This window comes from Bradyrhizobium sp. WSM2793 (assembly GCF_000379585.1).
Lineage (GTDB): Bacteria > Pseudomonadota > Alphaproteobacteria > Rhizobiales > Xanthobacteraceae > Bradyrhizobium.
In genome coordinates, this window is sequence record NZ_KB902782.1 from 119394 (window position 1) to 142881 (window position 23488).

Sequence of the window (23488 nt, forward strand, 5' to 3'; positions counted from 1 at the left end):
ACACACAAAACTGTCACCGCTCGAATCGCTGGCGTCGCTGAAGCTGCGCCAGCTTTTTCGTGCGCCGTCGCTTGGTAATGAGCCCTCAACCATTCCCGCCAAAATTGCGGTGCATTCCCCTGCTTTGCCGCAATCAAACCCAAATCTCTCCCGATTCGCGCAAATCGTCGTCGTTTTTTGGGCTGATTCAGGCGGCGATTTACCGGTTCCAGTTTGCGGGGTACCTCTGGACAACAATAAAAAGACTGAAGCCGGGAATGCCCCTGCGTTGCGTTAGTAATGGGGAGCATCACCATGGAGACGACGGCGTACCGCCCGTCCAAGGAGTCGAGTGCGCTCGACTTCAATCGAGTCGCATCACATCCGCCGACCGCGTCCTTTGTCCGTGCGCGCGCCGCACGGGCCGATCTTTCGCAGGACGATCCGATTCCGCTGTTCCTGTCCGATCCGCTCGGCGCGCCGGACCCAAGCGAATATACGCCGGTGGAGTTGCGTTCCAGAATTGTGCCGCGTGTTCTCGCGGCTGTTCTGGCAGCGTCCACCCTGGCAGTTCTGGCCGTATTGTTTCAATCCGACTTTCGCGGCTTCTTCACCGCCAACGCCGGTAGCTGGGTGGGGCTCGCGCCGGACATGGCCATGGCGTCGGCCAACGCGCCGGCGATACCACAGACCCCGCTCAAGGATCCGGCCCGCGTGTCCAACACGACGCTGGCGAGCGCCGACGCACGGGACCTCCCTGCACCGACGGTGCCAAGCCGCGAAGCGATAGCGACCGCCTATCAGGTTGCGCTGCAAGCGCAAGGACCGGTGCAAGGACCGGTGCAAGCACCGGAGCCCGTCGCTGCACCGCCTGAGCCGGTCAGGACGCTCGACGCCGACACGCTGGCAGCGTTGATGACGCGCGCGAAGAGCCTGTTGAGGATCGGTGACATCGCCGCAGCGCGGCTGCTGCTCGAACGCGCGGCCAATGCGCAAGATGCAACGGCCGCGCTTCTGCTGGCGCAGACCTATGATCCCACGGTGCTCGGCACCAGCGATGCGCGAAGTGTCATTGCCGACGCATCCGCCGCACGTGACTGGTACCAGCGGGCTGCATCACTCGGATCGGCGGAGGCGCGCCAGCGTCTCGTCCGGATTCAGAACTAGAACTCTTCAGGGGACATCATGCGTAACGCTTTTGGAATGGCACTTGCCGCCATCATGACGATCTATGCCTCCACCGCCGGCGCCGAGCAGACCGAATACGATCCGGCCAAGGTCTCGGACGGCCTGAAGGCCATCTTCCAGTTCGGCTCGACCTCGACCAAGCAGGCGCTGAACGCCAACACCGTCACGCTGATCACCGGCACGATCGGCGGCACCTATGTGCAGTTCGGCGCCGACCTCGCCTCGGTGCTCGACGACGGCAACAAGATCCGCGTGCTGCCGATCGTCGGCCGTGGCTCGGTGCAGAGCGTCGCCGACATCCTGTTCCTGCAAGGGGTCGATCTCGGCATCGTGCGGGCCGACACGCTCGACTATCTCGAGCGCAAGGGTTTTGCCAAGGACATCAAGAAGCAATTCACCTATGTGACGAAGCTCTACAACGAAGAGATGCAGGTGATCGCGCCGAAATCTGTTGCGACGCTGAAGGATCTCGAAGGCAAGACGGTCAGCGTCGACCTGCCCAATGGCGGCACCTTCGTCACCGCGCTCACCGTATTCGAGCGGCTCGGCATCAAGGCGAAATTCGTCTATGTCGAGCAGCGCATCGCAATGGAAAAGCTGAAGGCCGGTGAGATCGACGCCGTCATCGTGGTCGGCGGCAAGCCGTACAAATCCGTCTCGACCTTCGGCAATGACGGCCGCTTCCATCTTGCCAAGGTCGACTATGCAAAGCCGCTCCAGAGCGACTACCTGCCGGCGACGCTGACGACCAAGGACTATCCGAATCTGATCAAGGAGGGCGAGAGCGTGGACACCATCGCGGTGCCCGCGGTGCTCGCGGCCTATAGTTGGGCGCCAAACACCGAACGCTATCGCAAGCTCGCGCTGTTCGTGGACGCGTTCTTCACGAAATTCCCGGCGCTCCAGAACCCGCCCTTCCATCCCAAGTGGAAGGAGGTCTCGCTCGCGGCGCCCCTGTCGGGTTGGAACAGATTGCCGGTGGCGCAGCAATGGCTCGACAAGCACGGCGTCGAGCCGGTGACACGGCAACGATTCGAGGCGTTCCTGAAGCAGAGCCCCACGGCCGCAAAGGTCTCCGACGCGGACAGGGAAACGCTGTTCAAGCAATTCCAGGCATGGGACGCGGAGAAGGCGCGGGTGGAGGCGGGCAAGAAATAGCGAGCGCGTTTCGTCGCCACACACTCCGTGTCATTGCCCGGCTTGACCAATGGCCAACCTGTCAGTGATGTGTCCGAACAGGTGTCAGCCATGTCCCCGGACTACACATCAAGCCGGGGCATGACAGCGGAATGTGTGGTTGAATCCGCGTTGACTACGCCGCTTCCACGTCCGCATCGCCCTCCTCACCCACCCCCCGCTTCAGCACAGCACGGGCGGCTTCGCGGTGCTCATTGGTGATGTGGCCGGAAACCATGCGGATGGCGGTGGCGAGCACGGCGGCATCGTCGGCGAAGCCGAGGACCGGCATCACGTCGGCGACGAAATCGAACGGCAGGATGAAATAGGCGATCGCACCCAACAGCGCGGCCTGGACGTGGCGCGGGGTCTGCAGGTCGAACGCGCAGTAATAAGCAGCAAGCAGGTCTTCCGCGAACGGCAGCTGCGCGGCGACACGCTTCAGCTTGCGCCAGAAGCGGCGGCGTACGCTCTCACGGTCTTCCGCGAGCCGATCGGCCGGCTCGAAACCGACGCTGTGTTCGGCAGCCATGTTCGACAAACTCCCCGTTCAGCCGGGCGACGGATCGCCGATCCCGGCTGATCACAAGATGGGGATGTGGCCGATCCCTGCAAGATGTCGGCCCGGTCTCAGCCTGCGATCGCGTTCATCGTCTTGGCCAGCGCGATGTCGAGCGCGGTGACGCCGCCGGCGTCGTGGGTCGACAGCACCACCTCCACCGTCTTGTAGACGTTGCGCCATTCGGGGTGGTGATCCATCTTCTCGGCAGCCAGCGCAGCGCGGGTCATGAAGCCGAACGCCTCGTTGAAATCCTTGAAGATAAAGGTTTTGCCGATGGCATCCCGGCCCTGAACCTCGCTCCAACCGGGTAGTCCACCCAGCGCCTGCCTGCGCGCCTCCGCCGAAAGCCGATCTGCCATGGTCATGTCTCCGTCCTTCAGGGGAACTTTACCCTAACACCCCGCTGACGCCCGGGTTCATACGGGGATTTCCGCCATCCGCTAACCATGACGGAGATGTAACCCCGCCGGACAAGAAATTTGCTACAATTACGGGCGTAAATCGCCGGCCAAGATGAAACTGAGCCTGAAGCGCCTGTTTGGGAGATCGATGACCGGGGGATTGGACCTGGCCGAAACGCCCTCTCCGCCTTCGCCGCGATCCGCGGCGCGGAAGACCGCGCTCGTGTCTCTTGCGCTCGTGCTTGCGATCATCGGCGCGCTCGTCGGCGGCTACTACTTCGCCATGCGGCCGGTGACGTTGAAGATCGCGGTCGGTCCCGCCAACAGCGACGACGTCAAGGTCGTGCAGGCGCTGACGCAGGCCTTCACGCAGAGCAAGGGCCAGGTGCGGCTGCGGCCGATCCAGACCGACGGCGCCACCGCCAGTGCCAATGCGCTTGCGGAAGGCAAGGTCGATCTCGCCATCGTGCGCGGCGACCTCGACGTCCCCAAGAACGCGCAGGCGGTCGCGACCCTGCGCAAGAACGTCGTGGTGCTGTGGTCCGTGCCTGGCAAAGGCAAGAAGCGGGGCGCGAAGATCACCAAGATCTCGCAACTCACCGGCCATCGCGTCGGCGTTGTCGGCCGCACCCAGGCCAACGTCAATCTGCTCAAGGTGATCCTCCTGCAATACAACGTCGATCCCGCCAAGGTCGAGATCGTGCAATTCCCGGCCAACGAGGTCGCCGAAGCGATCAAGGCCCAGAAGGCCGACGTCTATCTCGCCGCCGGCCCGGTCAACAGCAAGATCACGGCGGATGCGATCGCCGCCTCCACCAAGGATTTCGGCGCGCCCAGCTTCCTCGCGATCGAGTCCGCGGATGCGATCGCGCAGAACCACCCGGTCTACGAAGCGTCCGAGATTCCCGCCGGCACCTATGGCGGCTCGCCCGCCCGCCCGGATGACGAGGTCAAGACCATCAGCTTCTCGCACCACATCGTGGCGCGCAAAGGCGTGTCCGAAACCACCATCGCGGCGTTCACGCGCCAGCTCTTCGCCGTGCGCCAGCAGCTGGTGACGGAATTCCCGCTGGCGGCGAAGATCGAGACACCCGACACCGACAAGGACGCGGTGATCCCGGTGCATCCGGGCGCTGCCGCCTTCGTCGACGGCGAGGAAAAGACCTTCCTCGACAAATACAGCGATTACATCTGGTGGAGCCTGATGGCGTTGTCCGCCATGGGCTCGATCGGCGCCTGGTTCGCGGGCTATCTGAAGAAGGACGAGCGCGACAACAACAACCATCAGCGCGAACGGCTGCTCGACATGATCGCCGCCGCACGCAAATGCGAGACGACCGAAGAGCTCGACCAGATGCAGACCGAGGCCGACGAGATCCTGCGCGACACGCTGCGCTGCTTCGATCACGGCGCGATCGAGGAAGCCGCGCTCACCGCCTTCAACATCGCACTCGACCAGTTCCACGCCGCCGTCGCCGACCGCAAGGCGGTGCTGTTCAGCCTGCCGCAGAACCTGCAGCGGGCCGGCGCCCAGTTCAAGGCCGCCGGCAACGCGTGAACGCTTGCGCGCGTTATCGCTGCGTCACATTGTCTCAATATAGGTTCACAGTCATTCCGGGCCGCGCAACGCGCGAATCCGGAATCTCGAGATTCCGGGTTCTGATCCTTCGGACCGTCCGGGAATGACGGCGCGAGATGCGCGCAGCACAGCGAGCCAAGCATGAACATCAAATTCTCCCGCCGCCGCTTCCTCGCCACCGGCGCCGGTACGCTCGGCGCGGTCGCGATGCCCTATCTCTCGCGCGCGGCCGATCGGCCGATGGTCACTCATGGCGTCCAGTCGGGCGACGTCACGGTGGACGGCGGTGTGGTGTGGGCGCGCACCGACCGGCCCGCGCAGATGCTGGTCGAGGTGGCGACGACGGAGTCATTCAGGGATGCCCGTGCGCTGCCGCCGATCGCAGCGCTCCCCGAGAGCGACTTCACCGCGAAGATGCTGATCGAGAATCTGCCGGCTAGCCAGGACATTTTTTACCGCGTCCGCTTCCGCGATCTCTCCCACAGCGCGATCGAGGGCGAGCCGGTGGTCGGCCGCTTCCGCACCGCGCCGGCCGACCGCCGCGACGTCAGCTTCGTCTGGGGCGGAGACGTCGCCGGCCAGGGCTGGGGCATCAATCCTGACGACGGCGGCATGTTCACCTTCTCGGCGATGCGCAAGCACCGTCCGGATTTCTTCCTGCATTCGGGCGACACCATCTATGCCGACGGCCCGATTGTATCCGAGGTGAAGCTCGCCGACGGCAAGCTCTGGAAGAACGTCACCATCCCCGAGAAGACCAAGGTCGCCGAGACGCTGGACGAGTACCGCGCCGCGCACAAATACAATCTCATCGACGACAACCTCCGCGCCTTCAATGCCGAGGTGCCGATCTTCGTGCAATGGGACGACCACGAGGTGACCAACAACTGGTCGCTGTCGAAGGAATTGCCGGCCGCCTACAAGGAGCGCGACATCGCCCTGCTCGCCGCCCGCGCGGGCCGCGCCTTCCACGAGATGTATCCGATGCGCGAGAGCATCGTCGAGCCGGGGCGGGTCTATCGCCAGATCTCCTACGGCCCGCATCTCGATGTGTTCGTGCTCGACGAGCGTAGCTATCGCGGCCCGAACGGCGCCAATCTCGAAACCGCTTACGGCCCCGCCAGCTACTTCCTCGGCCCGGACCAGATCGCCTGGCTCAAGCGCGGCCTGCTCAATTCACGCGCGACCTGGAAGGTGATCGCTTCCGACATGCCGCTCAGCCTCGTCGTCGCGGACACGCCGAAGGGCGGCTCGGAAGCAATCGCGCAGGGTGACGGCCCGGTCCGCGGCCGCGAGTTCGAGATCGCCGACATCCTGCGTTTCATCAAGATGGCGCCGATCAGCAACACGGTGTGGCTGACGGCGGACGTGCACTACGCCGCCGCGCATTATTACGATCCGAACAAGGCGCAATTCCAGGAGTTCGAGCCGTTCTGGGAATTCGTCTCGGGCCCGCTGCATGCCGGCACGTTCGGTCCGAACGCGCTCGACAACACCTTTGGACCCGAGGTGCGCTTCGTCAAGGCGCCGGGCAAGGACAGCCAGAACCTGCCGCCCTCCGCCGGCATGCAGTTCTTCGGTCACGTCAAGATCGACGGCGCCTCGGGCCAGATGACGGTGACCTTGCGCGACCGCGCCGACGTCGCGCTGTGGTCGACCACGCTCGATCCGAAGCAGGCCTGATCGCTAGTCGAGGGCGCGCACCTTGAGCGCCGCCTCCAGCGCGTCGCTCGAGCACGGCTTCTGCAACCGCGGCTGGCCCGAGAATTCAGGCGGAATGCGCGCCTCGGCGCCATAGCCGGTAACGAAGACGAACGGGATCTTCAGCGCAGCCAGCCGCTCCGCGACCGCAAAGCTCGTCTCGCGGATCAACTCGACATCGAGCAGCGCGAAATCGGGCGCGCGGTTGGCGATGGCGCCGAGCGCCTGCGTCACCGACCCGACGGTCCGCACGCCCGGCACTCCAAACCCGAGCAGACGGTCCTCGAAATCGATGGCGATGATCGGATCGTCTTCGACGATCAGAACGTCGGCCGGCCAGCTTGAGCCATTGGAAAGTGCGGGTGTCATGATCGCATCTTGTGTGTGGGGGTTCGGATCAGGACTGCCGCGCCACGATGCCTGCGCATAGCGCATCGGAGGGTTCCCGGAACGAAACCCACCACATTGCCGTTCTCTAGTCTGTCCACTTGTGCACACAGGGAATGCAAGGAACTCGTTAAGGTGGGGAGGAAGATCGGAGTTCACGATGGATGCGCGTATCAGCAAGATGATCGAGGTCGAGAGCCGTCCGGCCAACAATTTGTTGCGGCGCTTGAGCCAGGCAGACTACGCATTGCTCGCACCGCATGTGACCGTCGAAAATTCCGCAGCCAGCCAGCTGCTCTACAGCCCCGGTGACGACGTCCAGGTCGTCCACTTCCCCTGCGGACCGGCGCTCGCGACCTTTCTGGTCCCCAACGAGGATGGCCGAGACGTCGAGACCATCCTGGTCGGCCGCGAAGGCGCGGTGGGCGGCATCGTCAGCGAGGGATTCCTGCCGGCCTATACCCGGATCTGCGTGAAATTCGGCGGCCCGTTTGCGCGCGTTCATGTCGCCAAGCTGGAAGCGGCCAAGCTGCGCTCGGCGTCGCTGCGCAACATCTTTGCCCGCTATGCCGATTGCATGCTGGCGCAGATCTTCCAGTCGACCGCGTGCAATGCGATCCATTCGATCGAGCAGCGGACCGCCAAATGGATCCTGGCGGCGATGGAGCGCACCGGCGACGAGGACAGCGTTCCGCTGACCCACGAACAGCTTGCGACGCTGCTGGGCGTTGGCCGCTCCTATGCCAGCCGCGTGCTTCAGTCGTTCAAGGCGGAACGGATTCTCGACACCAGGCGCGGATCGATCCTGGTTCGCAACCGCGACGGCCTGAGGCTTCGCGCCTGCCTGTGCAACGACGCGGTGAAGATGCATTTCGAGGAGGTGCTGCGCGGCGTCTATCCGACCGAGGAGCGGGAGGCCGGCTAGCGATCCGCCTCGCTTCCCGGCGTGGAGAACGAGCAGGCGCACTATCCCGCTCGGCCGGAACCTGGGCTAATATCCCCCGGCATGAGCGGGGCTTTCCTACACACCATCTTCGACGCCTTGGCATGGCTGGCGGCGGCGGCGATCGTCTATTGGCTGTCGCGACAGCGCCTGCAGTTTCCGGCGCAATCCTTCCAGCTGCCCTATGTCGCCGCGCTGGTGTTCGGCGCGGGCCTCGGCGCCTATCTGTTCGGCTCCGTCAATCTATGGCTGTCGGGGCAAAGCGGCATTGCGCGCTCGGTGGAGGGCGCGCTGGCCGGCGGCATCGTGGCGATCGAGCTCTACAAATGGTCGGCGGGCATCGCCTTGCGCACGGGCGCGCGGTTTGCGCTGCCGCTGGCGCTCGGCATCGCGATCGGCCGGCTCGGCTGCTACTTCGCGGGCCTCGACGATTTCACCTACGGCACGCCGACGGCGCTGCCATGGGCCCATGATTTCGGCGACGGCATTCTGCGCCATCCCGTGCAGCTCTATGAGAGCGCGGCCATGGCCGTATTCGCGCTGCTCTATGTGCTGGCGGTCGTGAACCGGAACGCCTTTGTGATCACCAATGGTTTCTACCTGGTTCTCGTCTATTATGGAGCGCAACGCTTCCTGTGGGAATTCCTCAAGCCCTACGGCACGCTGATCGGCCCCTTCACCCTGTTTCATCTGCTGTCGCTGTCCATTTTGCTCTACGCCGGCGTCATGCTGGCGACGGCGCCCAAAGCGAGACGCTTACAAAACGAGATACTTGCATGAACGCGCCGTTGCGTAAGTCGCGGCCCTATATTTTTTGGGGCCAGACCCAATCTCTTTGCGAGACCTGCCTGAAGCTGGTGCCGACCAAGATCCAGATCCTGGACAACGAGGTCTGGTACGAAAAGCGCTGCAGGGAGCACGGCGTCCAGTCGACGCTGGTGTCGACGGATGCCGCCTATTGGCGCCTGTGCAAGGATTTCATCAAGCCCGGCGACCGGCCGCTACAATTCCAGCAGCGCACGGAATTCGGCTGTCCCTATGATTGCGGTCTCTGTTCCGACCACGAGCAGCATTCCTGCCTGGCGCTGATCGAGATCACCGAGCACTGCAACCTAACCTGCCCGGTTTGCTTCGCCGAATCCTCGCCCGCACGCACGAAATTCACCCCGCTCGCGGCGATCGAGAAGATGCTGGACGCGCTGGTCGCAAGCGAGGGCGAGCCCGACCTCGTGCAGATTTCCGGCGGTGAGCCGACGCTGCATCCTGATTTCTTCGAGATCCTGGATGCCGTGCGCGCCCGCCCGATCCGCCACGTCATGATCAACACCAACGGGCTGCGCATCGCCCGCGAAAAGGATTTCGTGGCGCGGCTCGCCGAGAACAGGCGCGGGCTGGAGGTCTATCTCCAGTTCGATTCACTGCAGCGCGATGCGCTGATCGACCTGCGCGGCGCGGATTTGCGAAAAATCCGCCAGCAGGCGCTGGAAAATCTCGAGCATTTTGGCGTGTCGACCACACTGGTCGCGACCATCAAGCGCGGCGTCAACGATTCCGAAATCGGCGACATCGTTCGCCACGCGCTGACGTGGAGATGCGTGCGCGGCGTCACGCTGCAGCCGGTGCAGGACGCCGGCCGCAACGAGAATTTCGATGAGAAAACCGACCGCATCATGCTGTCGGAGATCCGCAAGCGCGTGATCGAGACCGGCGTGTTCGGCGACAAGGACATGATCCCGCTGCCCTGCAATCCCGAAAGCATCTCGATCGGCTATGGCCTGCGCAATGGCGAGAAGGTGCTGCCGCTGACCTCGCTGATTCCGCAGGAGCAGCTGGTTGCGGTGATGCCCAACACGATCAGCCCTGAGAAATATCCGGTGCTGCGGGAAAAATTCGTCGATCTGTTCTCGCTGTCGTCGGGCCCGCTCAACACGTCCGAGCGCGTCTGCGAGCTGTTGTGCTGCCTTCCGAGCTTTCAGGTGCCGGAAGGGCTCTCTTACGAGAACGTGTTCCGCGTCACCATCGTGCAGTTTCTCGATCGCTTCAATTTCTGCGTCGGCAACGTCAAGCGCAGCTGCATCCATTTCGTGACGGAGCAGGGCGCGATCATTCCGTTCGACACCTACAATCTGTTCTACCGTAACGGCAAGATCGACGGCATCCGCGCCGCGCTCGAAGGGCAGACTTATCGCGCGGCAAGGCAAAGCGAGGAGGCATCACAATGAGCGATACGCCACCGCCGGTTCTGCCGCCCGTCCCGACACCCGGCGAGGCACGCAGCGGCTGCCTGACCGCGCTGATGGCGATCGCCGGAATCTTCATGCTGCTGCCGGGGCTCTGCGCGCTCCTGTTCGGCGGAATGTCGGTGGTCGAGGGTGGCCAGATCCCCGCCGACATCGCGTCGCTGGTCTTTTTGGGACTGGTCATCGGCATCGGAGGCGTCGTCTTGATCTGGGCGGCCATCATGGGTCGAAAGGCCCCGCCGACCCGGAACGGAAGCTAACCCCCGGAGATTCCCGGGCAAAATTCAGTCAACCAAGGCCCAAAGAACGCATTGTTTTTTGGCGGTTTTTGCATATATTGCGCCGCAACGCGTAGGCTGCCCGGTCGATATGGCCGGGCTTCCTTTTTGGGCGGAAAGCGCCCCGTTTCCAGTCTTCCAGCGTTGTTTCGAGAAGAGGTCCCGGTCCGACCGGCGAGATCGCGCTTAACCCATTGTTCGAACCAAAGAAGCTCACTCATGAACCTCCGTAACGTCGCCATCATCGCTCACGTCGACCACGGCAAGACGACCCTCGTCGACAAACTCCTCCAGCAGTCCGGCACGTTCCGCGAGAACCAGAAGGTGACCGATCGCGCCATGGACTCCAACGATCTGGAGCGCGAGCGCGGCATCACCATCCTGGCCAAGGCGGCCTCGGTGCAGTGGAAGGACACCCGCATCAACATCGTCGACACCCCCGGCCACGCCGATTTCGGCGGCGAGGTCGAGCGCATCCTGAACATGGTGGACGGCGCCCTGGTGCTGGTGGACGCTGCCGAAGGCCCGCTGCCGCAGACCAAGTTCGTGGTCTCCAAGGCGCTCAAGGTCGGCCTGAAGCCCATCGTCGTCATCAACAAGGTCGACCGCCCCGACGCGCGCCCGACCGAAGTCATCAACGAGGTGTTCGACCTGTTCGCGGCGCTCGATGCCAGCGAGGAGCAGCTCGACTTCCCGATCCTGTACGGGTCGGCCAAGCAGGGCTGGATGGCTGACAGCCCGGAGGGCCCGAAGGACAAGGGCATGGAGCCGCTGTTCGACCTGATCCTGCGCCACGTCGCGCCGCCGAAGGTCGAGGAAGGTCCGTTCAGGATGATCGGCACCATCCTGGAAGCCAACCCCTATCTCGGCCGCATCATCACCGGCCGCATCTCCTCCGGAGTGCTCAAGCCGAACCAGCAGGTCAAGGTGCTCAACGCCGAGGGCAAGCTGGTCGAATCCGGGCGCATCACCAAGATCCTGGCGTTCCGCGGTCTCGAGCGCACCCCGCTCGATGAAGCCGAAGCCGGCGACATCGTCGCCATTGCCGGCCTGACCAAGGGCACCGTCGCCGACACCTTCTGCGATCCGACCGTCGAAGTGCCGCTGCCGGCGCAGCCGATCGATCCGCCGACCGTGTCGATGTCGTTCATCGTCAACAACTCCCCGCTCGCCGGCACCGAAGGCGACAAGGTGACGAGCCGCATGATCCGCGACCGTCTGTTGCGCGAAGCCGAAGGCAACGTCGCGCTGCGCGTCGTCGAAGCCTCCGACAAGGACGCAATGGAAGTCTCGGGCCGCGGCGAATTGCAGCTCGCGATCCTGATCGAGACCATGCGCCGCGAGGGTTTTGAGCTCTCGGTGTCGCGCCCGCGCGTCGTGTTTCAGAAGGACGAAGCCACCGGCGCCACCATGGAGCCGATCGAGGAAGTCGTGATCGACGTCGACGAGGAGCACTCCGGCGTCGTCGTGCAGAAGATGAGCGAGCGCAAGTCCGAGCTGATCGAGATGAAGCCCTCGGGCGGCAACCGTCAGCGCCTGGTGTTCTACGCGCCGACCCGTGGCCTGATCGGCTACCAGGGCGAGCTGCTCACCGACACCCGCGGCACCGCGATCATGAACCGCCTGTTCCACGGCTACGCGCCGTACAAGGGCGAGATCCAGGGCCGCCGCAACGGCGTGCTGATCTCCAACGACCAGGGCGATGCGGTGGCCTACGCCATGTTCAAGCTGGAAGACCGCGGCCCGATGATGATCGAGCCGGGCTGGAAGGTCTACAAGGGCATGATCGTCGGCGAGCACACCCGCGACAACGATCTCGAGATCAACGTGCTCAAGGGCAAGCAGCTCACCAACATCCGCACGACCTCGAAGGACGAAGCCGTGCGCCTGACCCCGCCGATCCGCATGACGCTGGAAAAGGCGCTCGCCTATATCGAGGACGACGAGCTCGTCGAGGTCACGCCGAAGTCGATCCGCCTGCGCAAGAAGCACCTCGACCCCAACGAGCGCAAGCGCGCGGAGAAGGCCAAGGAAGCGGTGGCGTAAGGCCACCGTTCTCCGTAGTGCCGTAGGGTGGGCAAAGCGCAAGCGTGCCCACCAATGGACGATGGTGGGCACGGCGCAAGAGCGCCTTTGCCCACCCTACAAAAGCGTTTATCCGTCCGGCTTCAGCACACCCAGCGAACGTGCTAGAGCCCGCCCATGACCTCCCTCCCCTCCTCCGTGGACGTCGCGATCGTCGGCGCCGGTGCCGCCGGCCTCGGCGCGGCACACGCGCTGGCGGGCTCCGGTCTCTCCGCGATCGTACTGGAGGCACGGAACAGGCTCGGCGGCCGCGCCTGGACCGTACAGGCCTCACCTGACGTGACCTTCGACGTCGGCTGCGGCTGGCTGCACTCGGCGGACAAGAACTCCTTCGTTTCGATCGCGCAGCGGCTCGGTTTCGAGCTCAACAAGGACCTGCCGCCCTGGCGCGAGCGCGCCTATGGCAACGCGTTTCCGCAAGGCGAGCGCGACGATTTCATGCGCGCGATGGACGCGTTCTATGAGCGTCTCTGGGAAGCCGCGCAGACGGGCAAGGACGAGCCCGCGAGCCGGAGCCTCGAAATGGGCAATCGCTGGAATCCCATGATCGACGCGATCTCGACCTATATCAACGGCTGCGAACTCGAGGACATGTCGACGCTGGACTGGGACGCCTATGAGGATTCTGGTCTCAACTGGCGCGTCCGCCGCGGCTATGGCGCGCTTGTTGTGGCCTATGGCGCGCCCTGTCCGGTGGCGTTGAACTGCAACGTCGCGCTGATCGATCATTCCGGCCCGCGGGTCCGCCTCGAGACGTCGCAGGGCACGCTGACCGCGGACAAGGTGATCGTCACCGTGCCGACCAATCTGATCGCCGATGAGACGACCCGCTTTTCGCCGCCGTTACGGTCCAAGGTCGACGCGGCAGCGGGCCTGCCGCTCGGCGTCGACGACAAGGTGACGCTCGCGCTCGAGGACGCCGAAGCCTTTCCCAAGGAAGCAAACCTGCGCGGCGCCACCATGCGCACCGCGATGGGCACCTACCATATCCGCCCGTTCGGCCAGCCCTGCATCGAAGGCTTCTTCGGCGGCAGCTTCGCCCGCGCGCTGGAAGATTCCGGCGACGGCGCCATCGCCGCGCATAGCATCGACGAGATCGCCGGCTTTCTCGGCAACGACATCCGCCGCAAGCTGAAGCCGCTCGCCGAGTCGCGCTGGGCGCATGATCCGTTTGCCCGCGGCTCATACTCGCACGCGCTGCCTGGCCATGCCGGCGACCGCGCCGTGCTGGCCGCGCCGGTCGATGGCCGGCTGTTCTTTGCCGGCGAGGCGACGTCGCCAACCTTCTTCACGACCGCGCATGGGGCGCGGGACAGCGGGGAACGGGCGGCGAAGGAAGTGCTGGCGGCAATCGGGAAGCGCTAACCTCCCCACCCAATGTCGTCCCGGCGAACGCCAGGACCCATACCGCGTGATCTTTCAGTCACGCGTGGTGCGCGTACCGCGGATTGACCCTAACTTCCAGTCTTCGCCAAACTCCGTCCTGTGGTGGGTCCCGGCGCTCGCCGGGACGACACCAATCTTGTGGTGCCGCTGTCGCGTCACTCGATCACCCTCGCCCGCAAATCCGCATCGGGCACGAAACACGCGTCATACTTGCCGAAGATGCGGTAGCGGTTGCGCGCGATGAGGCTGTACACCGGGTCCCGCAGCGGCTTCGGTACGGTGAACAGCACGCGCACCCAACCCCAGCCCGGGAGTCGCGACAGCACCGTCAACGCTGCATCCGACTTCATGTACACCTCACCACCATGAACCACGGCATTGGTGTCGGGATCATCGGGGTCGATGCCGAACGTCTGCGCGAGCCGGGCGCCATACTCCGACTGGATCGGCGTGAAGCGAAACCGCTTCGCCGTGTCGCGCTGCGCGACGAAGCGGACCCAGCGCGAGCAGAAGACGCAGACCCCATCGAACAGGATCACGTCGTCATCGGGCCATTTGGGCATCAGCGATTATCCAGCATCAAGAGCGCCACCAACATCAGCACGATCGCCGGCCCCGTCTTCACCAGCGCGCCGAGCGGTTCGATCCAGAGATCGGGCGTCAGGACCGCCGCGCCGAACATATAGCCGAGCGAGGCGGTGATGCCAGCAACGAGCCCGGTCGCCGCGGTGCGGCGAAAGGCAATCATCGCGCCAATGCTCATGTCCATCAGGCTGGTGCCGATGGTGATGGGATCGACCAGCGCGGGCGGGAAGTCGTGCGCCGTCAGGATGTCGGCGGCGGCACGGTAGGACACGAACAGCGCGATGAAGCCGGAGACGAGCCAGAACACGACGAGGCTGGCGAAGATCAGCGCCTTGACCAGGAATAGCCGCGCGAACCATTTGTCCTGGACGGTCGCGGGATGACGACCAATCATATCCACCAGCGTCTTCGGTGCGATGCCCGTGGCGGCGATCCATGCCGAGGGATCACCTCGCACGCCGCGGCGCAGCTCGGCGATGGCCGTGGAGCGCATCGGCGGCATCCAGCCGAGATAATTGGCGAGATCGCCGATCTTGGCGCCAAGATCGAGCACGAAGGACGGCATCGCGACAGGCGGCCAGGTGGCCGTGCCGAACGCAAGGCGGAACTGTTTGATGACGCCGGCCATGGTGACCGGCTCAGCCTGCATCAGATCCCAGCTCACGGCTTTGACAGCGGCATCGTCAATGTCGCGCGCGGTGAGCCAGGCGATGGTGGCCGAGATATCCTCGACTGAAACGGGCTGGAACGGCGTCGCCATCTCCTTGTCGGGCAGGTCGAGCGGGAAGGCAGCGAGCGCGCGGAGCATGGCGCTGCCGCCATAGGCGGATGGTGCGACCACGAAGCCGGGCCGCAGGACGGCGTGCGCAATGCCAGAGGCCGCGATCAGGCGCTCGGCCTCGCGCTTGGTCGTTGCGAAGGCGGTGCGATCGGCTTCGGCCGCTCCGGGGATCGAAATATGCACCAGCCGGATCGCGCGGCCGCTGTCGGTGATCGCCGCAAGCAGGCGCGCGACGAAATCGCGGTGTACGGCACCTGTGTCGCTGCCGGGGCCGTCCTGGAGCACGCCGAGACAGTTCACGACGACATCCACCGCATGCTCGCGCAACAGCCGCGTCAGCACGGTCACGTCGAGCGAGAGGATCGGCAGCTCGATGTCGAGCGCGCTCGTCTTCTGCGCCGGCGACAGGCTGCGCGCCACGCCGACCATGCGAAAGCCACGCGCGCGAAGATCGTCCGTAACGAAGCGGCCGATCAGACCGGAGGCGCCGAGCACCAGGATGGTTCGCTGGTTCATCCCGGCTCTCAAAACGGCTTTGCAACCATCAGCCAGAGGATCAGCATCGTCGCGCCGAAGCCGGGGAAGCCGAACGCGAACCAGCGGCGAAACAGGACGAAGTATCGTTGTGGCAATGCACGGTGCTGCTCCGCGGCCTTTCGCGCGAGATCGCGCATCTCGATCTGCATGAACACGACAGGAATCCAGAACAGGCCGGCGACAACATACAACACGAGCGAGGCGAGCAGCCAGCGCTCGGTGATCGGCATCGCCGAGAGCAACATCAGCAAGCCGCCCGTGACCGGCTGGAGGAGCACGGCCGACAGCGTGAAGATTGCGTCCGCAATGACGACGACCGAAGCGGTGCGCGCGATGAACTCCGCATCGTCGGTGCGATGCGCCATCAGCATGAAGAAGGCGATGCCAGTTCCGGTGCCGAGGATGACGATGGCGCCGAGCACATGGAGAAACTTGACCAGGAAATACAGCGTCATGGCTTCTTGGTCGCGGTTGGCCTGCCCTGGTTCAGCGCACCCACGAGCTCCCGGCTCGTGGCTTTGACGCCGGCCTCACTTTCGATCATCCAGTGCCCCTCGCTGCCGACGGCCGGCAAGGTGCGGAAGTCGACCTTGCCGCCGCTGCCGCGAAACGCGTCAGCCAGGCCCTTTGAAAACGCCGGCGCAAAATAGCTATCATTGGTTGCAACGAGCCATGTGACAGGAATGCGCGCGCCCTTGCCGAACTCTGCAGCGGCGGCAAGAAGCGTGTGTGGCGCGCAGATCCGGTTCGGCTCATCATTGGCATGGCCGCCGCGCCCCGGTGCAAACACTGTGATCGCGGCGATCGCCTTCGGATCGGCATTGGCGAGCGCCAGCGCACCCCAGCCGCCGGCGGAATGGCCGATCACGATGGCAGCGTCCTTGCGGATAAAATCCTGCTTTCGCAAGAACTCCATCGCGAGCCGGATTTCCTCGGCCGTTGCACGGCCCGAACGCGCATAGTCCGCCTCGTCGCAGCCGCCCTGGTCCTCGACATAGCGGCCGCCGGTCGCACCATGGCCGAGCCGCTCCGGCACCAGCACGGCAAAACCGCGCGCGACGAGATAGGCGGCGAGCGGACGATATTCCGGCCGCGGCATTTGCGCTCGACGCAATACGTTCTGCGTCGAGGCGTGTGCGACGACCGCAAGCCGGAACGGACCTGCGCCGGCGGGGCGAAACAGCAGGGCACGCGCAGCGATGTCGGTATCCGGCGACGGCACCCGCCACGCTTGTCGGCGAAACGGTTCACCCTCCTCTCCCGATGGGCCAAACGTGACCTGAGCGCACAGAGGCGGCGCAGTCAGCAAGGCCAGCAGAGTCAGGAGCGCGAAGATGTTGAGAAGCCGCATGAATGGCCGAGGACGAGCACGAACAGCGACAGTCACACTAGTAGGAACGAATCACTATGGGCGGACTTTCTGCGTGGCCCTCGCCCTTCATTCGTTGCCGCAGAGGGAGTTTTGCACCGACACACGGCACGCCGGTGCCATTCGAGTCGGCGCCCTGTCTTTTTTCGGTACAACATGGTTCAGATACTGATGCACAAAGTCCACACGTTAACCGATAATTAACGATAGGTCTTGCCGCCGGCGCGGCGACTTGGTTTGATTGCGCCCATGAGCACAACCCTGATCGAGGTCCGGCCGGCCAAAGCTGCAGATGCGACTGCGGTGGCGTCGACTCATGACGAAGCCTGGCGCTCCGCCTATCAGGGCATCATTCCCGGCGCCGAGCTGGAAAAGCTCATCAACCGCCGCGGCCCGCAATGGTGGGACAGCGCGATCCGCAAGGGCAGCCGCGTCAGCGTGCTGGTGTTCGGCGACAAGATCGCGGGCTACGCCAATTACGGCCGTAATCGCGCCCGCAGCCTGCATTTCGACGGCGAGATCTACGAGCTGTACCTGCGCCCCGAATTCCAGGGCCTCGGCTTCGGCCGCCGCCTGTTCGCCTCCGCCCGCCGCGACCTGATGCAGAGCGGGCTGAAGAGCATGGTGGTGTGGGCGCTCTCGGACAACGACCCCGCGACCGAGTTCTACCGGGCGCTTGGGGGCCGTATGGTGGCCCGCTCCTCGGAGCGGTTCGGGCCGAAGTCGCTCGACAAGGTTGCCTTCGCTTGGACCAATTGAGCTGCTGAAAGCCTAGGCGGCAGCGTTTCCCTTCCGTCGATACCGTTGCCTTTGAGCCGGTGACTTCCGGATTCATTATTTCACAAAAACGCGATGGATCAGCGGGCCAAGCCCGCGTATGACAGCGCCAAATCGCTGCCGGGCGCGATTTATCCTCGGCAATAACGGAGCTTTGAATGCGTATCGATGCGATCTCGATCGGGAAGAACGTACCTCACGAAGTCAACGTCCTCATCGAAGTCCCCGTGGGCGGCGAACCGATCAAATACGAGATGGACAAGGAGGCCGGCACGCTGGTGGTCGACCGCTTCCTCTACACGCCGATGCGTTACCCCGGTAACTACGGTTTCATCCCGCACACCTTGTCGGATGACGGCGATCCCTGCGACGTCCTGATCATCAACACCCGCGCCATCATTCCCGGCGCCGTCATGAGCGTGCGCCCGGTCGGCGTGCTGTTCATGGAAGACGAAGCCGGCGGCGACGAGAAGATTCTGGCGGTGCCGTCGTCGAAGCTGACGCAGCGCTACGACAAGGTGAAGTCGTACTCCGACCTGCCCGACATCACGCTGCAGCAGATCCAGCACTTCTTCGAGCACTACAAGGATCTCGAGAAGGGCAAATGGGTGAAGATCCTGCGCTGGGGCGGCCCGGAGGACGCGCACAAGCTGATCCTCGAAGGCATGGATCGCGAGAAGAAGAAGAAGGGCTGAAGCATCCGTGTCCCGGACGCGGCGCGGCATGAAATGACGCGACGCTGAGCCGGGACCCATGTCGCCGCTGGGCCCCGGCTCAGCAGCGCACCGCTGAAGAAGCGCTGCGCTGCGTCCGGGGCACGAGAACCTGACCTATACCGCCGGCTTCGGTAGCTCCGCGATCGCACAGGCCGCGCGCAGCGTGTTGACCAGCAGGCACGCCACAGTCATCTGGCCGACGCCGCCCGGCACCGGCGTGATCGCGCCGGCCACCCCAAGCGCTTCCTGATAGGCGACGTCACCGACGAGGCGCGTCTTGCCGTCTTCTTTGGGTATCCGGTTGATGCCGACGTCGATCACGGTCGCCCCCGGCTTCAGCCAGTCGCCGCGCACCATCTCGGGTCTGCCGACCGCGGCATAGACGAGATCGGCCTGCTTCACGAGCCCGGGCAGGTCACGCGAGCGCGAATGCGCGATCGTCACCGTGGCGTTCTCGTTCAGCAGCAATTGCACCAGCGGCCGGCCGACCAGATTGGAACGGCCGATAACGATGGCGTTCTTGCCTTCGAGCGAGGCGTGCACGCTCTTGGTCAGGATGATGCAGCCGAGCGGCGTGCAGGGCGACAGCGCCTCGAAACCGCCGGCGAGCCGGCCGGCATTGTTCGGATGCAGCCCGTCGACGTCCTTGGCGGGGTCGATGGCATTGACGACGGCCTCGGTGTTCAGCCCCTTCGGCAGCGGCAGCTGCACCAGAATGCCGTGCACGGCCGGATCGCGGTTGAGCTTCGCGACCAGCGCCAGAAGCTCCGCCTGCGAGACGTCGGCCGGCAGCTTGTGCTCGAACGAGGCCATGCCGGCGGCCTGGGTCTGGGTGTGCTTGGAGCGGACATAAACCTCGCTGGCGGGGTCGCTGCCGACCAGCACGACCGCCAGCCCCGGCACCAGATTGTGCTCGCGCTTGACGCGGGCGACCTCGTCCGCGACGCGGGCCCGGAGTTCCGCGGCAATGATTTTTCCATCGATAATCTTGGCGGTCATGTCAGTTCCCTCAGTCTTTCGATTGGGCCGAGACGAGCTGGCGCAGGGCTTCGCCGAGCCGTGCCGGATCGCCGTCGACCGCGATCTGCTTCAGCCGCGAGGTGGCTCCGGACAGGAGCTTTACGCCGGCCTTGGGGACGCCCAGCGATTTCGCCAGCAGGACCAAAACGGCCTTGTTGGCCTCGCCGCCGTCGGCGATGGCTCGCACCCTCACCTTGAGCACGCTGCGGCCGTCGGCCAGTTGCTCGATCCCGTCGATGCCGTCGCGACCGCCGCGCGGCGTCACCCGCAGCGCGATGCTGATTCCTGCGGCCGAGTAACGCCAGGGCTCCTTGTTTGCAACCAAGGCGCTCCAGCCCGCTCAGATCACGTTGGGGTAGATGTAGTACAGGATCACCCGCTCGATGAACATGATGATCAGGATCAGGATGATCGGCGAGATGTCGAGACCGCCGAGACTGGGCAGGAAATTGCGAATCGGCGCCAGCACAGGCTCGGTGATCCGGTACAGGAACTCCGCCACCGCCGAGACGAACTGGTTGCGCGTGTTCACGACGTTGAAGGCGATCAGCCAGGACAGGATCGCGGAGGCGATCAGCAGCCAGACGTAGAGGTCGAGCACGATGATGACGATGTCGAGAACGGCACGCATGGCTTTTGAAGCCTCTGGCTTTTGAAAACGTTGGCTGCGGTCGGGATTGACGCCTTTTGCTAGATATCGGTTCCCCCCCGCCCAAACAAGGGAAGTCCGCGCCCCGAATGGCTAAAACCGGGTGACACCCGTCCTTGACTTGACCTTGGCGGGGACTTAAATGGCGCCCGGTTGTCGGCCGCGTTTACCAGAGCGGCCAGCAAAGGGGCCATAGCTCAGCTGGGAGAGCGCGTCGTTCGCAATGACGAGGTCGGCGGTTCGATCCCGCCTGGCTCCACCACGCTTCGCCCTTCGGGCTACGCGTGGCGCAGCCGCGCAGAGCTCGAAGGGCGAAGCGTGGTGTCCGGCGAAGCCCGCAGGGCGAAGACGGACCGGTTGAGGAATACTCCCCCTACCTCCCCGTAAACCGCGGCGGCCGCTTTTCCATGAAGCTCGCCACGCCTTCCCGGAAATCGCTGCCGGCGAGCGCCACCATCATCTCCCGATTGGCTTCAATGGTTGCCTCGGCGAGCGTCTGGAACGGCACCTCGTAGAGCTGGCGCTTGATCACGGCCATCGCGCTCGGCGAGACGAAATCGGCGAGATCGCGCGCATAGGCATAGGTCTCCTCGCGAAGCTTCTCAGGCGGGCAGAGCCGGTTCACCAGGCCGATCCGCAGCGCCTCGTCGCTCGGCACGCGCCTCGCCGAGAGCAGCAGATCCATCGCATTGGCATGACCGACGATGCGGGGCAGCATCCAGCTGATGCCGTGCTCGGCAATCAGGCCGCGCCGCGCGAAGGCCGTCGTGAACACCGTATTGTCGGCGGCAAAGCGCAGGTCGCAATAGAGCGCGTGCACGAGCCCGATGCCGGCGGTCGCACCGTTGAGCATGGCGATCACAGGCTTCTTGATCGACGGATAGAAACCGTAGCGCGTCTGCCAATCCGGACGGCGGTTCATGTCGAACGGCGGCAGGTTCGACGCGCGCCGGACGTCGTCGGGGTCGAGCCCCTTCAAAGCATCCATATCGGCGCCGGCGCAAAACGCGCGGCCCGCGCCAGTGAGGATGATGACGCGGACATTGTCATCGGCGCTTGACGCTTCCATCGCATGGCGCACGTCGCGCTCCATGGTCGGCGTCCACGCATTCATGCGATCGGGACGGTTGAGCGTGATGGTCGCGATCTTGTCGCTCACCTCATAGAGAATGTGCTCGTAGGCCATGACGCTCTCCCTTTGTCTGCCGGCGCAATTTCGCGCGCTCGTTGGGGCGTGAGCCTAGCATATCCAGGGATGAGGCAAGGGCTTCGCGCGAACGCGCGGATCACTCGGCGGCTTGCGCCAGCACCGGCCGGCGCGCCAGCCAGCCGTCGATGAAATGATCGAGCCAGGCGCGCTCCGCGACATCGTATACGGCACGATCGGCGAAATGATGATGTCGCTGCCGCGCACCGGGCGCGCTGAAGCCGTCATAGCCGCGCGTGGTCCAGCGATGCATCATCGCGTAGGTCACGTCAGGATGAAACTGCACGCCGAAGGCATTGCCGGCGCGGAACGCCTGCACCGGAAAATCGTCGCCTTCTGCAAGCAGCTCTGCGCCGACAGGCAGCTCGAATCCCTCGCGATGCCAGTGATAGACCTGGGCCGGCCAGGCCGGGCAGAGCGCGTGGCCCGCGGCGGTCGGGCGGATCGGGTAATAGCCGATCTGGGTCAGCGCATCAGCATGCGGCGCGACGCGGGCGCCGAGCTGCATCGCCAACATCTGGGCACCAAGGCAGATGCCAAGGAATGGCCGCTGCTCGCGCAGCGGAATTTCGATCCAGTCGATCTCGCGGCGAATATAGTCGTCGGAATCATTGGCGCTCATCGGGCCGCCGAAGACCACGGCGCCGGCATGCTGATCGAGCGTCTCGGGCAGGGGATCGCCGAAGCGGGGACGGCGGATGTCGAGGCGATGGCCAAGCGCACGCAGCGCATTGCCAACACGGCCCGGCGTCGAGGATTCCTGGTGCAGGATGATCAGAACCGGCAACTGGGGTTCGGAGGCGACGGCACTTGGCGTCCTTCTCGGGAAGGGCACCACTTCTGCGCTACCAAACCTGTCCGTCCGGAACGACATGGCCTCTGCGAGTGCTATCGGTTCAGACCGTCAGCATAACTAAGCGATCGTTAATTTCGTGTGAGTTCGCGCACACATCGAAGCCGAAGCAAGCTCCGGGCCAATACGGGAGCTTCGAGGGCTAATGCCTCTGCCTCTGGAATCGGCTGGTGGCAGCCAGGATGAAGCCCCGCGGGAAGAAGCGCAGCGCGAATGGCACAATCTTGATGCCGAGACCAGGCAGCACTGCCCGTTTGTTGGCCATCAGGCCACGATAGGCCTCCTGCGCGACATCGGCGGCCGAAACATTTAGCAGGGCAGTATCATGTCCGGAGCCGACGCCCGCGCGCGCCTGGAATTCGGTGGGCACGGGACCCGGGCAAAGCACGGTGACGCGAACGCCGCGCGGCGCGAGCTCGGCCCGCAGCGCTTCGGTGAAGGAAATCACGTAGGCCTTGGACGCGTAATAGACGGCCATGCCGGGGCCGGGCAGGAAGCCAGCGACCGAGCCGACATTGAGAAGACCGCCCTTGTTCCTGACGAGTTGATCGGCGAAGCGCAGCGACAAATCGGTCAGAGCCCGCACGTTGACATCGACAATCCCGATCTGCTCGTCGCGATCGCGCTCGATGGCATCGCCGAACACGCCGAAGCCGGCATTGTTGACGAGGTGGTCGAGCTCGACGCCTTCGGCGGCGAGCGCCGCCGCGATGGTCTCGCCGGCGTCGGGGTCCTCGAGATCGCAGGCGATCACGATCGGCTTCTTGCCGCCCTTGGCGGCGAGCTCGTTCGCGAGCGCCTCCAAACGGTCCGCGCGCCGCGCTGTCAAAGCGAGACGATGTCCATTGGCGGCGAACACGCGCGCCAGCTCCGCACCTATGCCCGCCGAAGCACCGGTGATCAACGTTACCCGCTCAGCCACGATCGAAGTCTCTTGAATTAAAGTTTTTGGCCCCGCAATGACGGAACGAGAGCATAAGCCGTGCGCGACAGGCAAGCGGCGTCGGCCGCATGGCCACCTGAGCGGGCGACAGGAGGAGCGGGAAAGCCGGGTTTTTACGGACGAATCCGGAGCCGGACGGCCGGCAG

General features: G+C 64.5%; 25 protein-coding genes and 1 tRNA gene. 13 read left to right on the forward strand and 13 right to left on the reverse strand.

From position 1 onward, the window contains the following. The first annotated feature begins 279 nt into the window (after positions 1 to 279). Both A3AS_RS0117895 and A3AS_RS0117900 read left to right on the forward strand, forming a co-directional pair. Complete coding sequence (locus tag A3AS_RS0117895; RefSeq protein ID WP_371260680.1) at positions 280 to 1146, forward strand: hypothetical protein; 867 nt, start codon at positions 280 to 282, stop codon at positions 1144 to 1146. Between the two features lie 18 nt (positions 1147 to 1164). Continuing rightward, entirely contained in the window at positions 1165 to 2325 is a 1161-nt protein-coding gene (locus A3AS_RS0117900) for a TAXI family TRAP transporter solute-binding subunit (protein ID WP_018318946.1), read from the forward strand. Between the two features lie 154 nt (positions 2326 to 2479). Here A3AS_RS0117900 and A3AS_RS0117905 read toward each other — a convergent pair whose 3' ends face one another. Continuing rightward, positions 2480 to 2875, reverse strand: a complete 396-nt coding sequence (locus A3AS_RS0117905; RefSeq protein ID WP_018318947.1) for a YkvA family protein — start codon at positions 2873 to 2875, stop codon at positions 2480 to 2482. A gap of 98 nt (positions 2876 to 2973) precedes the next feature. Then, entirely contained in the window at positions 2974 to 3270 is a 297-nt protein-coding gene (locus tag A3AS_RS0117910) for a 4a-hydroxytetrahydrobiopterin dehydratase (protein WP_018318948.1), read from the reverse strand. Positions 3271 to 3418: 148 nt separating this feature from the next. Between A3AS_RS0117910 and A3AS_RS0117915 the strand changes: the two genes are divergently transcribed. Together A3AS_RS0117915 and A3AS_RS0117920 are read left to right on the forward strand one after the other, a co-directional pair. After that, a complete protein-coding gene (locus A3AS_RS0117915; RefSeq protein ID WP_018318949.1) occupies positions 3419 to 4864 on the forward strand; it encodes a TAXI family TRAP transporter solute-binding subunit in 1446 nt (481 codons plus the stop codon). A gap of 162 nt (positions 4865 to 5026) precedes the next feature. After that, complete coding sequence (locus A3AS_RS0117920) at positions 5027 to 6568, forward strand: alkaline phosphatase (protein ID WP_018318950.1); 1542 nt, start codon at positions 5027 to 5029, stop codon at positions 6566 to 6568. Between the two features lie 3 nt (positions 6569 to 6571). On the opposite strand, the gene A3AS_RS0117925 is transcribed toward A3AS_RS0117920, so the two are convergent. Next, positions 6572 to 6955 (reverse strand): response regulator, encoded by a 384-nt coding sequence (locus tag A3AS_RS0117925; RefSeq protein WP_026202102.1) that lies wholly within the window; start codon positions 6953 to 6955, stop codon positions 6572 to 6574. A gap of 178 nt (positions 6956 to 7133) precedes the next feature. On the opposite strand from A3AS_RS0117925, the gene A3AS_RS0117930 reads away from it, so the two are divergent. The 6 genes from A3AS_RS0117930 to A3AS_RS0117955 all read left to right on the forward strand — a co-directional run bounded on the left by A3AS_RS0117930 (position 7134) and on the right by A3AS_RS0117955 (position 13884). Next, entirely contained in the window at positions 7134 to 7898 is a 765-nt protein-coding gene (locus tag A3AS_RS0117930; RefSeq protein WP_018318952.1) for a Crp/Fnr family transcriptional regulator, read from the forward strand. Positions 7899 to 7979: 81 nt separating this feature from the next. Beyond that, a complete protein-coding gene (locus tag A3AS_RS0117935; protein WP_018318953.1) occupies positions 7980 to 8696 on the forward strand; it encodes a prolipoprotein diacylglyceryl transferase in 717 nt (238 codons plus the stop codon). Then, the gene (locus A3AS_RS0117940; RefSeq protein WP_018318954.1) at positions 8693 to 10138 is read left to right on the forward strand and encodes a radical SAM protein; all 1446 of its coding nucleotides are present in this window, start codon (positions 8693 to 8695) and stop codon (positions 10136 to 10138) included. The genes A3AS_RS0117935 and A3AS_RS0117940 overlap by 4 nt, the downstream gene beginning before the upstream one ends. Continuing rightward, positions 10135 to 10416 (forward strand): hypothetical protein, encoded by a 282-nt coding sequence (locus A3AS_RS0117945; protein WP_018318955.1) that lies wholly within the window; start codon positions 10135 to 10137, stop codon positions 10414 to 10416. Before A3AS_RS0117940 ends, A3AS_RS0117945 begins: the two co-directional genes overlap by 4 nt. A 237-nt stretch (positions 10417 to 10653) precedes the next feature. Next, entirely contained in the window at positions 10654 to 12480 is a 1827-nt protein-coding gene (typA, locus tag A3AS_RS0117950) for a translational GTPase TypA (protein ID WP_018318956.1), read from the forward strand. A gap of 156 nt (positions 12481 to 12636) precedes the next feature. Continuing rightward, positions 12637 to 13884, forward strand: coding sequence for an NAD(P)/FAD-dependent oxidoreductase (locus tag A3AS_RS0117955; protein WP_018318957.1), 1248 nt, complete (start codon positions 12637 to 12639; stop codon positions 13882 to 13884). Positions 13885 to 14060: 176 nt separating this feature from the next. Here the strand turns inward: A3AS_RS0117955 and A3AS_RS0117960 are convergent, their stop codons facing one another. Genes A3AS_RS0117960 through A3AS_RS0117975 form a run of 4 tightly spaced genes read right to left on the reverse strand, consistent with a single transcriptional unit; the run spans position 14061 to position 17159 of the window. Then, positions 14061 to 14468, reverse strand: a complete 408-nt coding sequence (locus A3AS_RS0117960; RefSeq protein ID WP_018318958.1) for a thiol-disulfide oxidoreductase DCC family protein — start codon at positions 14466 to 14468, stop codon at positions 14061 to 14063. Then, entirely contained in the window at positions 14468 to 15787 is a 1320-nt protein-coding gene (locus A3AS_RS0117965) for an SDR family oxidoreductase (RefSeq protein WP_018318959.1), read from the reverse strand. Before A3AS_RS0117965 ends, A3AS_RS0117960 begins: the two co-directional genes overlap by 1 nt. An 8-nt stretch (positions 15788 to 15795) precedes the next feature. After that, positions 15796 to 16263 (reverse strand): DUF2269 domain-containing protein, encoded by a 468-nt coding sequence (locus A3AS_RS0117970; RefSeq protein WP_018318960.1) that lies wholly within the window; start codon positions 16261 to 16263, stop codon positions 15796 to 15798. Further along, positions 16260 to 17159: a dienelactone hydrolase family protein gene (locus A3AS_RS0117975; protein ID WP_018318961.1), complete on the reverse strand. Its 900-nt coding sequence runs from the start codon at positions 17157 to 17159 to the stop codon at positions 16260 to 16262. The genes A3AS_RS0117970 and A3AS_RS0117975 overlap by 4 nt, the downstream gene beginning before the upstream one ends. Positions 17160 to 17426: 267 nt before the next feature. On the opposite strand from A3AS_RS0117975, the gene A3AS_RS0117980 reads away from it, so the two are divergent. Beyond that, entirely contained in the window at positions 17427 to 17936 is a 510-nt protein-coding gene (locus tag A3AS_RS0117980) for a GNAT family N-acetyltransferase (RefSeq protein ID WP_018318962.1), read from the forward strand. A 176-nt stretch (positions 17937 to 18112) separates the two neighbouring features. Then, positions 18113 to 18649: an inorganic diphosphatase gene (gene ppa, locus A3AS_RS0117985; protein WP_018318963.1), complete on the forward strand. Its 537-nt coding sequence runs from the start codon at positions 18113 to 18115 to the stop codon at positions 18647 to 18649. A gap of 135 nt (positions 18650 to 18784) precedes the next feature. On the opposite strand, the gene folD is transcribed toward ppa, so the two are convergent. The 3 genes from folD to A3AS_RS0118000 are packed head-to-tail and all read right to left on the reverse strand — an operon-like array spanning position 18785 to position 20321. Further along, positions 18785 to 19669, reverse strand: coding sequence for a bifunctional methylenetetrahydrofolate dehydrogenase/methenyltetrahydrofolate cyclohydrolase FolD (gene folD / locus A3AS_RS0117990; RefSeq protein ID WP_018318964.1), 885 nt, complete (start codon positions 19667 to 19669; stop codon positions 18785 to 18787). A 10-nt stretch (positions 19670 to 19679) separates the two neighbouring features. Further along, positions 19680 to 20015, reverse strand: coding sequence for a DUF167 domain-containing protein (locus A3AS_RS0117995; RefSeq protein WP_018318965.1), 336 nt, complete (start codon positions 20013 to 20015; stop codon positions 19680 to 19682). Between the two features lie 15 nt (positions 20016 to 20030). After that, the gene (locus A3AS_RS0118000) at positions 20031 to 20321 is read right to left on the reverse strand and encodes a YggT family protein (protein ID WP_018318966.1); all 291 of its coding nucleotides are present in this window, start codon (positions 20319 to 20321) and stop codon (positions 20031 to 20033) included. A 204-nt stretch (positions 20322 to 20525) separates the two neighbouring features. Here A3AS_RS0118000 and A3AS_RS0118005 point away from each other — a divergent pair. Continuing rightward, positions 20526 to 20601: transfer RNA gene (locus A3AS_RS0118005), tRNA-Ala, on the forward strand. 111 nt (positions 20602 to 20712) lie between these two features. Here A3AS_RS0118005 and A3AS_RS0118010 read toward each other — a convergent pair. The 3 genes from A3AS_RS0118010 to A3AS_RS0118020 all read right to left on the reverse strand — a co-directional run bounded on the left by A3AS_RS0118010 (position 20713) and on the right by A3AS_RS0118020 (position 23321). Then, positions 20713 to 21525 carry an enoyl-CoA hydratase gene (locus A3AS_RS0118010; protein WP_018318967.1) on the reverse strand — a complete coding sequence of 271 codons (813 nt, stop codon included), beginning with the start codon at positions 21523 to 21525 and terminating at the stop codon, positions 20713 to 20715. A 100-nt stretch (positions 21526 to 21625) separates the two neighbouring features. After that, entirely contained in the window at positions 21626 to 22420 is a 795-nt protein-coding gene (locus tag A3AS_RS0118015) for a glutamine amidotransferase (protein WP_018318968.1), read from the reverse strand. Positions 22421 to 22541: 121 nt separating this feature from the next. Then, the gene (locus A3AS_RS0118020) at positions 22542 to 23321 is read right to left on the reverse strand and encodes an SDR family oxidoreductase (protein WP_018318969.1); all 780 of its coding nucleotides are present in this window, start codon (positions 23319 to 23321) and stop codon (positions 22542 to 22544) included. Positions 23322 to 23488 lie beyond the last annotated feature (167 nt).

Coding starts and splice junctions, on each gene's coding strand:
- typA (WP_018318956.1), top strand. CDS start 10,654: ATGAACCTCCGTAACGTCGCCATCATCGCTCACGTCGACCACGGCAAG.
- A3AS_RS0118000 (WP_018318966.1), bottom strand. CDS start 20,321: ATGCGTGCCGTTCTCGACATCGTCATCATCGTGCTCGACCTCTACGTC.
- A3AS_RS0117945 (WP_018318955.1), top strand. CDS start 10,135: ATGAGCGATACGCCACCGCCGGTTCTGCCGCCCGTCCCGACACCCGGC.
- A3AS_RS0117955 (WP_018318957.1), top strand. CDS start 12,637: ATGACCTCCCTCCCCTCCTCCGTGGACGTCGCGATCGTCGGCGCCGGT.
- A3AS_RS0117935 (WP_018318953.1), top strand. CDS start 7,980: ATGAGCGGGGCTTTCCTACACACCATCTTCGACGCCTTGGCATGGCTG.
- A3AS_RS0118015 (WP_018318968.1), bottom strand. CDS start 22,420: ATGTCGTTCCGGACGGACAGGTTTGGTAGCGCAGAAGTGGTGCCCTTC.
- A3AS_RS0117910 (WP_018318948.1), bottom strand. CDS start 3,270: ATGACCATGGCAGATCGGCTTTCGGCGGAGGCGCGCAGGCAGGCGCTG.
- A3AS_RS0117970 (WP_018318960.1), bottom strand. CDS start 16,263: ATGACGCTGTATTTCCTGGTCAAGTTTCTCCATGTGCTCGGCGCCATC.
- A3AS_RS0117925 (WP_026202102.1), bottom strand. CDS start 6,955: ATGACACCCGCACTTTCCAATGGCTCAAGCTGGCCGGCCGACGTTCTG.
- A3AS_RS0117940 (WP_018318954.1), top strand. CDS start 8,693: ATGAACGCGCCGTTGCGTAAGTCGCGGCCCTATATTTTTTGGGGCCAG.
- A3AS_RS0117915 (WP_018318949.1), top strand. CDS start 3,419: ATGAAACTGAGCCTGAAGCGCCTGTTTGGGAGATCGATGACCGGGGGA.
- A3AS_RS0117895 (WP_371260680.1), top strand. CDS start 280: ATGGGGAGCATCACCATGGAGACGACGGCGTACCGCCCGTCCAAGGAG.
- A3AS_RS0117975 (WP_018318961.1), bottom strand. CDS start 17,159: ATGCGGCTTCTCAACATCTTCGCGCTCCTGACTCTGCTGGCCTTGCTG.
- A3AS_RS0117905 (WP_018318947.1), bottom strand. CDS start 2,875: ATGGCTGCCGAACACAGCGTCGGTTTCGAGCCGGCCGATCGGCTCGCG.
- A3AS_RS0117900 (WP_018318946.1), top strand. CDS start 1,165: ATGCGTAACGCTTTTGGAATGGCACTTGCCGCCATCATGACGATCTAT.
- ppa (WP_018318963.1), top strand. CDS start 18,113: ATGCGTATCGATGCGATCTCGATCGGGAAGAACGTACCTCACGAAGTC.
- A3AS_RS0117920 (WP_018318950.1), top strand. CDS start 5,027: ATGAACATCAAATTCTCCCGCCGCCGCTTCCTCGCCACCGGCGCCGGT.
- A3AS_RS0117980 (WP_018318962.1), top strand. CDS start 17,427: ATGAGCACAACCCTGATCGAGGTCCGGCCGGCCAAAGCTGCAGATGCG.
- A3AS_RS0117965 (WP_018318959.1), bottom strand. CDS start 15,787: ATGAACCAGCGAACCATCCTGGTGCTCGGCGCCTCCGGTCTGATCGGC.
- folD (WP_018318964.1), bottom strand. CDS start 19,669: ATGACCGCCAAGATTATCGATGGAAAAATCATTGCCGCGGAACTCCGG.
- A3AS_RS0117960 (WP_018318958.1), bottom strand. CDS start 14,468: ATGCCCAAATGGCCCGATGACGACGTGATCCTGTTCGATGGGGTCTGC.
- A3AS_RS0118010 (WP_018318967.1), bottom strand. CDS start 21,525: ATGGCCTACGAGCACATTCTCTATGAGGTGAGCGACAAGATCGCGACC.
- A3AS_RS0117930 (WP_018318952.1), top strand. CDS start 7,134: ATGGATGCGCGTATCAGCAAGATGATCGAGGTCGAGAGCCGTCCGGCC.